The sequence below is a fragment of the Streptomyces sp. WZ.A104 genome, from assembly GCF_002382885.1.
Classification (GTDB): domain Bacteria; phylum Actinomycetota; class Actinomycetes; order Streptomycetales; family Streptomycetaceae; genus Streptomyces.
Window position 1 is genome coordinate 57489 of the sequence record NZ_NWVL01000041.1, and the last position, 12729, is coordinate 70217.

At 71.0% G+C, this 12729-nt stretch carries 13 protein-coding genes; 12 read left to right on the forward strand and 1 reads right to left on the reverse strand.

What is annotated here, in order from left to right:
- Positions 1-106: 106 nt before the first annotated feature.
- A complete protein-coding gene (locus CIB93_RS21970; protein ID WP_096629151.1) occupies positions 107-535 on the forward strand; it encodes a Rieske (2Fe-2S) protein in 429 nt (142 codons plus the stop codon).
- Between the two features lie 42 nt (positions 536-577).
- Here the strand turns inward: CIB93_RS21970 and CIB93_RS21975 are convergent, their stop codons facing one another.
- A complete protein-coding gene (locus CIB93_RS21975) occupies positions 578-1504 on the reverse strand; it encodes a hypothetical protein (RefSeq protein WP_096629152.1) in 927 nt (308 codons plus the stop codon).
- A gap of 227 nt (positions 1505-1731) precedes the next feature.
- Between CIB93_RS21975 and CIB93_RS21980 the strand changes: the two genes are divergently transcribed.
- The 11 genes from CIB93_RS21980 (at position 1732) to CIB93_RS22030 (ending at position 12609) form a co-directional block, all read left to right on the forward strand.
- Positions 1732-2358, forward strand: coding sequence for a papain-like cysteine protease family protein (locus CIB93_RS21980; protein ID WP_096629154.1), 627 nt, complete (start codon positions 1732-1734; stop codon positions 2356-2358).
- A 4-nt stretch (positions 2359-2362) separates the two neighbouring features.
- On the forward strand, positions 2363-3265 hold the full coding sequence (locus tag CIB93_RS21985; protein WP_096629155.1) for a hypothetical protein: 903 nt from the start codon (positions 2363-2365) through the stop codon (positions 3263-3265).
- Between the two features lie 119 nt (positions 3266-3384).
- Positions 3385-5427 carry an excinuclease ABC subunit UvrC gene (gene uvrC / locus CIB93_RS21990; protein ID WP_096629158.1) on the forward strand — a complete coding sequence of 681 codons (2043 nt, stop codon included), beginning with the start codon at positions 3385-3387 and terminating at the stop codon, positions 5425-5427.
- A complete protein-coding gene (rapZ, locus tag CIB93_RS21995) occupies positions 5424-6383 on the forward strand; it encodes an RNase adapter RapZ (protein ID WP_096629160.1) in 960 nt (319 codons plus the stop codon). Before uvrC ends, rapZ begins: the two co-directional genes overlap by 4 nt.
- Positions 6380-7414 carry a uridine diphosphate-N-acetylglucosamine-binding protein YvcK gene (yvcK, locus tag CIB93_RS22000; RefSeq protein WP_096629161.1) on the forward strand — a complete coding sequence of 345 codons (1035 nt, stop codon included), beginning with the start codon at positions 6380-6382 and terminating at the stop codon, positions 7412-7414. Before rapZ ends, yvcK begins: the two co-directional genes overlap by 4 nt.
- Positions 7405-8394 carry a DNA-binding protein WhiA gene (whiA, locus tag CIB93_RS22005; protein ID WP_030919772.1) on the forward strand — a complete coding sequence of 330 codons (990 nt, stop codon included), beginning with the start codon at positions 7405-7407 and terminating at the stop codon, positions 8392-8394. The genes yvcK and whiA overlap by 10 nt, the downstream gene beginning before the upstream one ends.
- Positions 8395-8664: 270 nt before the next feature.
- Positions 8665-9675, forward strand: coding sequence for a type I glyceraldehyde-3-phosphate dehydrogenase (gap, locus tag CIB93_RS22010; protein WP_007448512.1), 1011 nt, complete (start codon positions 8665-8667; stop codon positions 9673-9675).
- Positions 9676-9818: 143 nt separating this feature from the next.
- On the forward strand, positions 9819-11030 hold the full coding sequence (gene pgk, locus CIB93_RS22015) for a phosphoglycerate kinase (protein ID WP_096629163.1): 1212 nt from the start codon (positions 9819-9821) through the stop codon (positions 11028-11030).
- A 6-nt stretch (positions 11031-11036) separates the two neighbouring features.
- Positions 11037-11813, forward strand: coding sequence for a triose-phosphate isomerase (gene tpiA, locus CIB93_RS22020; RefSeq protein ID WP_096629164.1), 777 nt, complete (start codon positions 11037-11039; stop codon positions 11811-11813).
- 115 nt (positions 11814-11928) lie between these two features.
- Entirely contained in the window at positions 11929-12162 is a 234-nt protein-coding gene (gene secG / locus CIB93_RS22025; protein WP_096629166.1) for a preprotein translocase subunit SecG, read from the forward strand.
- 111 nt (positions 12163-12273) lie between these two features.
- On the forward strand, positions 12274-12609 hold the full coding sequence (locus CIB93_RS22030) for an RNA polymerase-binding protein RbpA (RefSeq protein ID WP_096629167.1): 336 nt from the start codon (positions 12274-12276) through the stop codon (positions 12607-12609).
- The last annotated feature ends 120 nt before the right edge of the window (positions 12610-12729 follow it).

A 12729-nucleotide genomic window follows, 5' to 3' on the forward strand; every position in this document is an offset into this window, starting at 1 on the left:
GCATGTCCGGCGACCCCACCCGCACCCACGGTGACGCTCACCCAAGCCCACCGTGATCCACCTCCGAGCCACTGATCCGCCTCGAACGACAACCCGTGGAGTCCGCATGCCCGGCCTGCCCGCCGCCCGCCGTACCGTGCTGAAGGGCGCCGCGCTCGCCGGTGCCGCCGGGCTGGGGGCGGCCGCCTGCTCGACCGAGTCCAAGCTCGGCCACGCCAAGAACCCCGTGCCGACCGCGCCCGTCGACCTCGGAGCCGCCGCTGAAGTCCCCGTCGGCGGAGCCAAGCTCTACCGCGAGCAGCGTCTCGTCGTCAGCTGTCCGGCGAAGGGCGAGTACAAGGCGTTCAGCGCCCAGTGCACCCACGGCGGCTGCGTCCTGACCAAGGTCGAGGGCACCGAGGGCCACTGCGCCTGCCACGGCAGCCGCTTCGACGCGACCACCGGCGAGGTCGTCCAGGGCCCGGCCACCGTGCCGCTGCCCTCCGTCCCCGTCACCGCCGAGGGCGGAAAGCTCGTCGCGGGCCCCGAGGCCTGAGCGGCCCGAGCCACCGGATTCCGGCCCAGCCCGGCCCCTGCCTCACTCCCAGTCCCAGTCGATCCCGATCAGGCCGGGCCGTACGCCCTCCTCCACCAGGTGCACGGTCCGGTGCCGGCCGGTCAGCGTGAGGTCCCCGCGGGACCCGCGCGCCGCCCCCGCCGACGCCTGCGCGAACCGGCGGCAGCGCACCGGGAGCGCCGCCTCGTCGAAGCCGACCTGAAGCACGTACTGGCCGCCCCCGAAGGTGAAGCCGCGTACGTACTCACCGCTGGCCCCGCCCGTACCGTCCTCGAAGCCGTAGCCGAAGACGTACGTCTCGCCGGACCGCAGCCGGGTGTCGAAGAGCAGCTCCGCCACCAGCAGCCCCGCCTGCCGGTCCCAGCGGACCCGGCCCGTCCGGCAGTTCTCCAGCGCCAGCACCGTGATCCGCGAGGGGTCGCACCCCGGATCGCCCCGGTGCACCGCGAGATAGCGGTCGACGCCGTCCCGGTGCGCGCGCACCACATGGCGCGAGGTGCGGCCCGCCAGTTCCCGCCGCGCCCCGATCCGCACCCGCTCCTGATGCCCCACGGTGTGCAGCCCGCCGTCCACGGGCGACTCCATCGCCGCGAGGAGCCGTTCCACCGAGCCCGACGCCTCCATCAGCGAGCGGTACGAACGGGCCGCCGGACGGTCCGCGTCCGCCGGGGTGTCGTCGTTCCGCAGCAGGCGCAGCAGCGAGCCGTCCGGCAGCGCGAGCACGCCCTCCAGCGCGCTCACGGCCCGCAGGGACTCGGCGCGCCGGGGGCGGCGCACGCCCTGCTGCCAGTAACTGAGACTGGTCACCCCGAGCTTGACGCCCCGGTGCGCCAGATGGTGCTGCACGCGCTGGAGCGGCAGCCCGCGCACCGCCAGGGCGGTGCGCAACGCCAGATGGAACGGGCCGGTCCGCAGCACCTGCGCCAATTCGGTCTCGGTCTGCCGCATGGCGGGCCTCCGGTGAACGTTCACGTGGGGAGTGGTGACATCGCCCCCGGGGGATGTGGGGGAGCAGGTGACGGGGGCGGAGCCGTTCACACGGGTGCCGTGCCGTTCACACCGTGATGTCACCTCGCATTGAAGCGTGTTGACCTGCTCCGGACAACGCCGGATGCTCCTCATCAGCGTCCGGACGCGCTCCTCCGATCCCCACCCCCCGCCTTGGGAGGACCGCCATGCGCAACCGAAGAGTCAGGCCCGGAAGGTTCTCGTTCACCGCCCTCCTGGCCGCCGCCCTGCTCGCCGTCCCCGCGGCCACCGCCACCGCCACCGCGTCCCCGTCCCCGGCCCCGTCCACGGAAAGGGCCGACCTCGGCATCGCCGCCGCCCAGCGGCTGAACATCACCATGCAGGCCCAGCAGAAGAGCAACTGGTGCTGGGCGGCCGGAGGCAACACCATCGCCGCCTGGTTCGGCCGCGACTACTCCCAGAACCAGTTCTGCAACGCCTCCTTCAGGCGGAACCAGAACACCACGTGCCCCAACTCGCAGGCCACCCTCGGCAACGTCCAGACCGGCCTGTCCTGGACCGGGGTCAGGCCCGGCTCGTACGTCACCGGCTGGCTGCGCTACTCGACCGTGCGGACCGAGATATCCGCCCAGCGCCCCATCGAGACCCGTATCCAGTGGTCCTCCGGCGGCGGCCACATGCACGTCATCTACGGCTACGACGACGCCAACAGCTGGGTCTACTGGGGCGATCCATGGCCCTCCAGCCACCGCTACAACTGGGCCTCGCACGCCTGGTACGTGAACAACAACGAGTTCTCCTGGACCCACTCGCTCTACCGGATCGGGGCGTGAGGACATGACCGCGACCACCCGGCGCCTCGCCGTCGCCACCGCACTCACCGCCACCGCCCTGTTCACCGCCGCGCCCCTGGCAACCGCCGACGAGGGCCCCGCCGCCCCGCCGAAGCTGACCGCCGCCACCCTCGAAGCCGCCCACGAGGCGGCCACCGAGGCCGCCACCCTGGACACCCTGTCCCGGTTCTTCGCCCGGGAGGGAGCGGTGAGCCGGGCGAAGGCCGCACCCCGGATCACCGCTAGGGCCGTCCCCGTACGGACGCTCTCCGCCGCGTTCGTCGCAGGCAAGCCGGGGGCCGCCCCCAGCACCCTGGACTACCTCGCCAGCACCGCCGTCTCCTCCGACGGCCAGAAGGCCTCGCTCTGGACGGTCCCGGGAGCGGGCGGCGGCGATGACTGGCAGGTGGTGAACATCGCCACCGGCGACGACGAGGCCCGCTACACCGCCCGGGGCGCCCGCGCCCTTCCCGGCGGCACCGTGTTCCGGGAACCGCAGATCGACGCCTGGTACGTCCACGACGCCTCCCGGGTCCTCCCGCTGGACGAGGACGCGACGGCCGCCGTGGGCACGAAGGGCACGACCCTGAACGCCTACCGGGCCCGGGTGCAGGCGGCGTACGGCGACAAGCTGCCCGGCTCCGGGTACGCGAAGTCCGGTAAGGCGGGCGGCTACGGCCCCGGGGCGACCGGTACCGACGCGGCGGCCGGCACCGCCCCCGGCCCGGCCCCGGAAGCCGCCGGAGGCCCCGCGCTCGCCGGAGCGGCGTCGGGCTCCCCGGACACCGCCCTGACCGCCGTCTCCACGGTCGCCGGAGCCGGGGCCCTGCTCGCCCTGGCCCTGTGCGGGGCCGCCGCCCTGCGCCGCCGGGGCCGCACCGGAGGAACCCCGGCCGCGGACGCCTGAGTAGGCGTCCCACCGGACCGCAGGCCCGCGCTCCGGGGTGCGAACACCCCACGGCACCCCGGAGCGCGGTACCACCCGACGACGACGTACTGTCACACCCCGCAAGTAGGGTGTGAGACATGGCAGACCCCTCCAGCTACCGCCCCAAGCCGGGACAGATCCCCGACTCCCCGGGGGTCTACAGATTCCGCGACGAGCACCGCCGGGTGATCTACGTCGGGAAGGCCAAGAACCTCCGCCAGCGCCTTGCCAACTACTTCCAGGATCTCGCCGGCCTCCACCCGCGCACGCGCACGATGGTCACGACGGCCGCCTCCGTCGAGTGGACGGTCGTCTCCACCGAGGTCGAGGCGCTCCAGCTGGAGTATTCCTGGATCAAGGAGTTCGACCCCCGGTTCAACGTCAAGTACCGCGACGACAAGAGCTATCCGTATCTCGCGGTCACGCTGAACGAGGAGTTCCCCCGCGTCCAGGTCATGCGCGGCGCCAAGAAGAGGGGCGTGCGCTACTTCGGTCCGTACGGCCACGCCTGGGCCATCCGCGAGACCGTCGACCTGATGCTGCGCGTCTTCCCCGTCCGTACCTGCTCCGCCGGGGTCTTCAAGAACGCCGCGCGCACCGGCCGCCCCTGCCTCCTCGGCTATATCGGCAAGTGCTCGGCCCCCTGCGTCGGCCGGGTCACCCCCGAGGAACACCGGGAGCTGGCCGAGGACTTCTGCGACTTCATGGCCGGACGCACCGGCACGTACATCCGCCGCCTGGAGAAGGACATGATGCAGGCGGCCGAGGAGATGGAGTACGAGCGGGCCGCCCGCCTCCGCGACGACGCCGAGGCCCTCAGGCGGGCCATGGAGAAGAGCGCCGTCGTCCTCGCCGACGCCACCGACGCCGACCTGATCGCCGTCGCCGAGGACGAGCTGGAAGCCGCCCTCCAGATCTTCCACGTGCGCGGCGGCCGGGTCCGCGGCCAGCGCGGCTGGGTCACCGACAAGGTGGAGGCGGTCGACACCGCCGGGCTCGTCGAGCACGCCCTCCAGCAGCTGTACGGGGAGGAGCGCGGCGACGCCGTCCCCAAGGAGGTCCTGGTCCCCGCCCTGCCCGAGGACACCGAAGCGGTCTCCCAGTGGCTCGCCGAGCGCCGGGGCTCCCAGGTCAGCCTGCGCATCCCGCAGCGCGGCGACAAGAAGGACCTCATGGTCACGGTCCAGCGCAACGCCCAGCAGGCGCTCGGACTGCACAAGACCAAGCGCGCCTCCGACCTCACCACCCGCTCGCGCGCCCTGGAGGAGATCGCCGAGGCGCTGGGCCTGGACAGCGCCCCCCTGCGCATCGAGTGCTATGACATCTCCCACCTCCAGGGCGACGACGTGGTCGCCTCAATGGTGGTCTTCGAGGACGGCCTCGCCCGCAAGAGCGAGTACCGCCGCTTCCAGATCAAGGGCTTCGAGGGCCAGGACGACGTCCGCTCGATGCACGAGGTGATCGGCCGCCGCTTCAAGCGCTATCTCCAGGACAAGGAGCGCACCGGGGAGTGGGAGGGGGCGCAGGACGCCCCGCTCACCCCGGAGGGCGCCCCGCCCGCCCCCGCGGGCGGCCCTGGCACCGCTGCCGACGACGGAGAGCCCCGGGAGGACGACGGCCGGCCCAAGCGGTTCGCCTACCCGCCGCAGCTCGTCGTGGTCGACGGCGGGCAGCCCCAGGTCGCCGCGGCCAAGCGCGCCCTGGACGAACTGGGCATCGACGACATCGCCGTCTGCGGCCTCGCCAAACGCCTCGAAGAGGTCTGGCTCCCCGATGACGACGACCCTGTCGTCCTGCCCCGCTCCAGCGAGGGCCTCTACCTCCTCCAGCGCGTCCGGGACGAGGCCCACCGCTTCGCCATCACCTACCAGCGCGCCAAACGGGCCAAGCGCCTCCGCTCCAGCCCCCTCGACGACGTGGCCGGCCTCGGCGAGACCCGGAAGCAGGCCCTGATCAAGCATTTCGGCTCCGTGAAGAAGCTCCGGCAGGCGACAATCGACCAGATCTGCGAGGTCCCCGGGATAGGTCGCAGGACGGCGGAATCGGTGGCCGCGGCCCTCGCCACGACCGCTCCCGCGGCGCCTGCCGTGAACACGGCCACAGGAGAGATCATTGAAGAGGACGACGGGGGCAGCTCATGACCGAGAACACCCACGAGACCACACAGAACACCGCAGACCGAGCAGACGGAGCAGCAGACGTGAGTACGAACACCCCGAACGAGACGGGTGAGGCGGCCATCCCCGAGCTGGTGATCATCTCCGGGATGTCGGGTGCCGGCCGCAGCACCGCCGCCAAGTGTCTGGAGGACCTCGGCTGGTTCGTCGTCGACAACCTGCCGCCCGCGCTGATCCCCACCATGGTCGAGCTCGGCGCCCGCTCGCAGGGCAACGTGGCCCGGATCGCCGTCGTCGTCGACGTGCGCGGCCGGCGCTTCTTCGACAACCTCCGCGAGTCCCTCGCCGACCTGGAGGCCAAGCACGTCACCCGGCGGATCGTTTTCCTGGAGTCCTCCGACGACGCCCTGGTCCGCCGCTTCGAGTCCGTCCGTCGCCCGCACCCCCTCCAGGGCGACGGCCGCATCGTCGACGGCATCGCGGCCGAGCGCGACCTGCTGCGCGAGCTGCGCGGCGACGCCGACCTGGTCATCGACACCTCCAGCCTCAACGTGCACGAGCTGCGGGCCAAGATGGACGCCCAGTTCGCGGGCGAGTCGGAGCCGGAGCTGCGAGCCACGGTGATGTCCTTCGGCTACAAGTACGGCCTGCCCGTCGACGCCGATCTGGTCGTCGACTGCCGCTTCCTGCCCAACCCCCACTGGGTCCCCGAACTGCGCCCCTTCACCGGAGTGAACGAGGAGGTGTCCGACTACGTCTTCGACCAGCCGGGCGCCAAGGAGTTCCTCAACCAGTACACGGAGCTGCTCCAGCTGATCGCCGCCGGTTACCGCCGCGAGGGCAAGCGGTACGTGACCATCGCCGTGGGCTGCACGGGCGGCAAGCACCGCTCCGTCGCCATGTCGGAGAAGCTCTCGGCCAGGCTCGCCACCGAAGGCATCGAGACCGTCCTCGTGCACCGTGACATGGGGCGAGAGTGACCGGACGCAATCTGCGGATGCGGCGCCTGAGCCGTGCCACCTCGGCGCTCTCGGGCCGTAAACGCGGTGCCCAGCCCAAGGTCGTCGCCCTCGGCGGCGGCATGGGCCTCTCGGCGTCCCTGGCGGCGCTGCGCCGGATCACCGGCGATCTCACGGCCGTGGTCACCGTCGCCGACGACGGCGGCTCCAGCGGCCGGCTGCGCGAGGAGCTGGGCGTGCTGCCGCCCGGCGACCTCCGCAAGGCGCTCGCCGCGCTGTGCGGCGACGACGACTGGGGCCGCACCTGGTCCCGGGTCGTCCAGCACCGCTTCGAGTCCAAGGGCGACCTCCACGAGCACGCGGTCGGCAATCTGCTGATCGTGGCCCTCTGGGAGCAGCTCGGCGACCACGTCCAGGCGCTCGACCTGGTCGGCAAGCTGCTCGGCGCGCACGGCCGGGTGCTGCCGATGTCGGCCGTCCCACTGGAGCTCCAGGCGCTGGTCAAGGGCCACGACCCCGAGCTGCCCGACGCGATCGTCACCGTGCGCGGCCAGGCCACGGTGGCGCTCACCCCGGGCGAGGTGCAGTCCGTGCACGTCGTCCCGCCCGACCCGCCGGCCGTCCCGGAAGCCGTGGAAGCGGTCCTGGACGCCGACTGGGTGGTGCTCGGTCCCGGCTCCTGGTTCTCCTCGGTGATCCCGCACCTGCTGGTGCCGGAACTGCTCGACGCCCTGGTCACCACGAAGGCCCGTAAGGTCCTCTCGCTGAACCTCGCGCCACAGCCCGGGGAAACAGAAGGCTTCTCACCGCAGCGTCATTTGGAGGTTTTGGGACGACACGCCCCTAAACTCGCCTTGGACGTGGTGCTGGCCGACGAGGCCGCCGTGCCCGACCGCGAGTCCCTCTCCCATGCCGCACAGCGGCTCGGAGCCGCGGTCGAGCTGGCGCCGGTGGCCTCGCCCGACGGCGTTCCGGTTCATGATCAGGAGCTGTTGGCCGCCGCGTACGACCGTATTTTTCGGATGCATGGAAGGATCGGCCCATGGCGATGACGCCAGCGGTGAAGGACGAAATCTCTCGGCTTCCCGTCACCCGGACCTGCTGCAGAAAAGCAGAGGTCTCGGCGATTCTTCGGTTCGCGGGCGGGCTGCACCTGGTGAGCGGCCGGATTGTGATCGAGGCGGAGCTGGACACCGCGATGGCGGCGCGCCGGCTCAAGCGCGACATCCTGGAGATCTTCGGGCACAGCTCGGAGCTGATCGTGATGGCCCCCGGCGGGCTGCGGCGCGGCTCGCGCTATGTCGTACGCGTGGTGGCGGGCGGTGACCAGCTGGCCCGCCAGACCGGCCTGGTGGACGGCCGCGGCCGCCCCATCCGCGGGCTGCCCCCGCAGGTGGTCTCGGGGGCCACCTGCGACGCCGAGGCGGCCTGGCGCGGGGCCTTCCTGGCGCACGGCTCGCTCACCGAGCCCGGCCGCTCCTCCTCCCTGGAGGTCACCTGCCCGGGCCCGGAGGCGGCCCTCGCCCTGGTCGGCGCGGCCCGCAGGCTCTCCATCGCCGCCAAGGCCCGGGAGGTGCGCGGTGTGGACCGCGTCGTCGTCCGCGACGGCGACGCCATCGGCGCCCTGCTGACCCGGCTCGGCGCACACGAGTCGGTGCTGGCCTGGGAGGAGCGCCGGATGCGGCGCGAGGTCCGCGCCACGGCCAACCGCCTCGCCAACTTCGACGACGCCAACCTGCGCCGCTCGGCCCGCGCCGCGGTCGCCGCCGGGGCCCGGGTGGGCCGCGCGCTGGAGATCCTCGGCGAGGAGGTCCCCGAGCACCTCGCGGCGGCCGGCCGGCTGCGCATGGAGCACAAGCAGGCATCCCTGGAGGAGCTGGGCGCCCTCGCCGACCCGCCGCTGACCAAGGACGCGGTCGCGGGCCGGATCCGCCGCCTGCTGGCCATGGCCGACAAGCGGGCCCAGGACCTGGGCATTCCGGGCACGGAGTCGACCCTCAGCGAGGAGCTCGCCGACGGACTCGTCGGCTGACCCGGCCGACTCGGCGGCGAACGGGGGACGTTGGTCCCGAGCGGCCGGGGCCGACGTCCCGGCGGCGCCGGGACCCAAGTCCCGACCGGCGAAACGGAGGTCCGTACCCCTACTGGCGAGTACGGGCCTCCGGCCGTGTCCGGTGGCGTGTACGGGCCCTCTCGATGTCACTCCCGGGCCCTTGGAGAGGTAGGGTCGGAAGCGGTCGGGGACATCCCTATACAACTCGCCGGCGTCGAAAACCGGCGTACCTAACGAGGAGATCGGTTCGTGACGATCCGCGTAGGCATCAACGGCTTCGGCCGCATCGGTCGCAACTACTTCCGCGCGCTGCTTGAGCAGGGCGCGGACATCGAGATCGTGGCTGTCAACGACCTGGGTGACACTGCGACCACGGCTCACCTGCTGAAGTACGACACCATCCTGGGCCGCCTCAAGGCAGAGGTCAGCCACACCGCCGACACCATCACCGTCGATGGTCACACGATCAAGGTGCTCTCCGAGCGCAACCCGGCAGACATCCCCTGGGGTGAGCTGGGCGTCGACATCGTCATCGAGTCGACCGGCATCTTCACCAAGAAGGCCGACGCCGAGAAGCACATCGCGGGCGGCGCCAAGAAGGTCCTCATCTCGGCTCCGGCCAAGGACGAGGACATCACCATCGTGATGGGCGTCAACCAGGACCAGTACGACGCGGCCAACCACAACGTCATCTCCAACGCCTCCTGCACCACCAACTGTGTGGCGCCGATGGCCAAGGTTCTCGACGAGAACTTCGGCATCGTCAAGGGCCTGATGACGACGGTCCACGCGTACACCAACGACCAGCGGATCCTGGACTTCCCGCACTCGGACCTGCGCCGCGCCCGCGCCGCCGCCGAGAACATCATCCCGACCACCACCGGCGCCGCCAAGGCCACCGCCCTGGTCCTCCCGCAGCTCAAGGGCAAGCTCGACGGCATCGCCATGCGCGTCCCGGTCCCGACCGGCTCCGCCACCGACCTCGTCGTGACGCTGGCGCGCGAGGTCACCAAGGACGAGGTCAACGCCGCGTTCAAGAAGGCCTCCGACGACGGCGCGCTCAAGGGCTTCCTGACGTACACCGAGGACCCGATCGTCTCCTCGGACATCGTCGGCGACCCGTCGTCCTGCACCTTCGACTCCTCCCTGACCATGGTCCAGGAGGGGAACTCGGTGAAGATCCTCGGCTGGTACGACAACGAGTGGGGCTACTCCAACCGCCTCGTCGACCTCACGGTCTTCGTCGGCGAGCAGCTCTGATCCTCGGATCGCAGGCAACACGTTGTGAGTAAGGGGCTCGACCGGCGCAGCGCGGCGCCGGTCGAGCCCCTGGCCGTGTCCACGAACACGCCGACACGGCCTAGCATGCTCATCCGTCCTTGCAAGGAGTAACGGAAGACCAGATGAAGACGATCGACGAACTTCTCGCCGAAGGGGTCGCGGGCAAGCGGGTATTCGTCCGCGCCGACCTCAATGTGCCGCTGGACGGCACCACGATCACCGACGACGGCCGTATCCGCGCAGTCGTCCCGACGGTCGCCAGGCTGGCCGAGGCCGGCGCGCGCGTCGTCGTCGCCTCCCACCTCGGCCGGCCCAAGGGTGCCCCGGACCCGGCCTACTCGCTGGCGCCCGCCGCCGCGCGCCTGGGCGAACTCCTCGGCGCCGAGGTCGCGTTCGCGACCGACACGGTCGGCGAGTCCGCCCGTGCCACGGTCGCCGGCCTCGCCGACGGCCAGGTCGCCGTCATCGAGAACCTCCGGTTCAACGCCGGTGAGACGGCCAAGGACGACGCCGAGCGCGGCGCGTTCGCCGACCGGCTGGCCGAGCTCGCCGACGTCTACGTGGGCGACGGCTTCGGGGCCGTACACCGCAAGCACGCCTCGGTCTTCGACCTCCCGGCCCGGCTGCCGCACTACGCGGGCTTCCTCATCGCCACCGAGGTCGGCGTCCTGAAGAAGCTCACCACCGACGTCCAGCGCCCGTACGCGGTCGTCCTCGGCGGCGCCAAGGTCTCCGACAAGCTCGGGGTCATCGACCATCTGCTGGAGAAGGCCGACCGCATCCTGGTCGGCGGAGGCATGGCGTACACCTTCCTCAAGGCCCAGGGCCACGAGGTCGGCATCTCGCTGCTCCAGGAGGACCAGGTCCCGGCCGTCCAGGAGTACCTGAAGCGGGCGGCGGAGCGGGGTGTGGAGTTCGTACTTCCCGTCGACGTCCTGGTCGCGGGCGAGTTCCCGGACCTGAAGACGAAGGCCCCGGCCCACCCCACCACGGTCGCCGCCGACGCCATTCCGGCCGACCAGGAGGGTCTGGACATCGGCCCCGAGACCCGCAAGCTCTACGCCTCGAAGCTCGCCGACGCGGCCACCGTCTTCTGGAACGGCCCGATGGGCGTCTTCGAGCACCCCGACTACGCCGAGGGCACCCGCGCGGTCGCCCAGGCGCTCGTCGACTCCCCGGCCTTCAGCGTCGTCGGCGGTGGCGACTCCGCCGCGGCCGTCCGCATCCTGGGCTTCGACGAGAATGCTTTCGGACATATTTCGACCGGTGGTGGCGCGAGCCTCGAATACCTTGAGGGCAAGACGCTTCCCGGGCTCGCCGCACTGGAGGACTGACTTTTCATGACCACCCGCACCCCGCTGATGGCGGGCAACTGGAAGATGAACCTCAACCACCTTGAGGCCATCGCCCACGTCCAGAAGCTCTCCTTCGCGCTGGCCGACAAGGACTACGAGGACGTCGAGGTCGCCGTCCTCCCGCCCTTCACCGACCTGCGCTCCGTGCAGACCCTGGTCGACGGCGACAAGCTGAAGATCAAGTACGGCGCCCAGGACATCTCCGCGCACGACTCCGGCGCGTACACCGGCGAGATCTCCGGCCCCATGCTCGCCAAGCTGCGCTGCACCTACGTGGCCGTCGGCCACAGCGAGCGCCGCCAGTACCACGGCGAGAGTGACGAGATCTGCAACGCCAAGGTGAAGGCCGCCTATCTGCACGGCCTGACCCCGATCCTCTGCGTCGGCGAGGGCCTGGACATCCGCAAGGCCGGCGAGCAGGTCTCGTACACGCTCGCGCAGCTCGACGGTGCCCTCAAGGACATCCCGGCCGAGCAGGCCGAGACCATCGTCATCGCCTACGAGCCGGTCTGGGCCATCGGGACCGGCGAGGTCGCCACCCCCGAGGACGCCCAGGAGGTCTGCGGCGCGATCCGCGGCCGGCTGGCCGAGCTGTACTCGCAGGAGCTGGCCGACGCCGTCCGTATCCAGTACGGCGGCTCGGTGAAGTCGGGCAACGTGGCGGCCATCATGGCGCAGCCCGACGTGGACGGCGCCCTGATCGGCGGCGCCGCGCTGGACGCCGACGAGTTCGTCAAGATCGTCCGCTTCCGCGACCAGTGAGTATGCCGTAGCGTCGATCCGTCGTAGTCTTGCGGGGGCCGAAGGGGTTATCGCCCTTCGGCCCCCGGTGTACGTACACGCAGTAGTCAAGAATTCCGGAAAGTAGGGACCAGCCGTGGTTTTGGCGTTCCAGATCGCTCTGATCGTCTTCAGCCTGCTGCTGATGCTGCTGGTGCTCATGCACAAGGGCAAGGGCGGCGGCCTCTCCGACATGTTCGGTGGCGGAATGCAGTCCTCCGTCGGTGGCTCATCGGTCGCCGAGCGTAACCTCGACCGGATCACCGTCGTGGTCGGTCTGATCTGGTTCGCGTGCATTGTCGTCCTCGGGCTGCTCATCAAGCTGGACTGAACCAGCCGTTCCGCGATTCCGGTAACGGTGTAACTCCTTCCACTGGACGCGCGTTGGGCCTTACGTAGACTGGGGCATCCTCCGAGCACCATCACGCAGGGAGTTACGACCGTGGCAAGTGGCAACGCGATCCGGGGAAGCCGGGTCGGAGCGGGGCCGATGGGCGAGGCCGAGCGCGGCGAGTCCGCGCCGCGCCTGCGCATCTCCTTCTGGTGCTCGAACGGGCACGAGACGCAGCCGAGCTTCGCCCATGACGCGCAGGTGCCGGACACCTGGGACTGCCCGCGCTGTGGCTTCCCGGCCGGCCAGGACAAGGACAGCCCGCCCGACCCGCCCCGCACCGAGCCGTACAAGACGCACCTCGCCTACGTACGGGAGCGGCGCAGCGACGCCGACGGTGAAGCGATCCTCGCCGAGGCGCTGGCCAAACTCCGCGGCGAGATCTAGAGCCAACGCCGTTCAGTTAGGCGTTGAGGTCGTTCGTCAAGGCTGGTGAACGAGGCAGCGGAGCTGCTGTAGAAGAGGGATGTCACTCCAAGACATCCTCACCACAGGAGCTCCGCTGTT

Coding starts and splice junctions, on each gene's coding strand:
- tpiA (WP_096629164.1), top strand. CDS start 11,037: ATGACCACCCGCACCCCGCTGATGGCGGGCAACTGGAAGATGAACCTC.
- CIB93_RS21975 (WP_096629152.1), bottom strand. CDS start 1,504: ATGCGGCAGACCGAGACCGAATTGGCGCAGGTGCTGCGGACCGGCCCG.
- whiA (WP_030919772.1), top strand. CDS start 7,405: ATGGCGATGACGCCAGCGGTGAAGGACGAAATCTCTCGGCTTCCCGTC.
- uvrC (WP_096629158.1), top strand. CDS start 3,385: ATGGCAGACCCCTCCAGCTACCGCCCCAAGCCGGGACAGATCCCCGAC.
- CIB93_RS21970 (WP_096629151.1), top strand. CDS start 107: ATGCCCGGCCTGCCCGCCGCCCGCCGTACCGTGCTGAAGGGCGCCGCG.
- CIB93_RS21985 (WP_096629155.1), top strand. CDS start 2,363: ATGACCGCGACCACCCGGCGCCTCGCCGTCGCCACCGCACTCACCGCC.
- CIB93_RS21980 (WP_096629154.1), top strand. CDS start 1,732: ATGCGCAACCGAAGAGTCAGGCCCGGAAGGTTCTCGTTCACCGCCCTC.
- pgk (WP_096629163.1), top strand. CDS start 9,819: ATGAAGACGATCGACGAACTTCTCGCCGAAGGGGTCGCGGGCAAGCGG.
- rapZ (WP_096629160.1), top strand. CDS start 5,424: ATGACCGAGAACACCCACGAGACCACACAGAACACCGCAGACCGAGCA.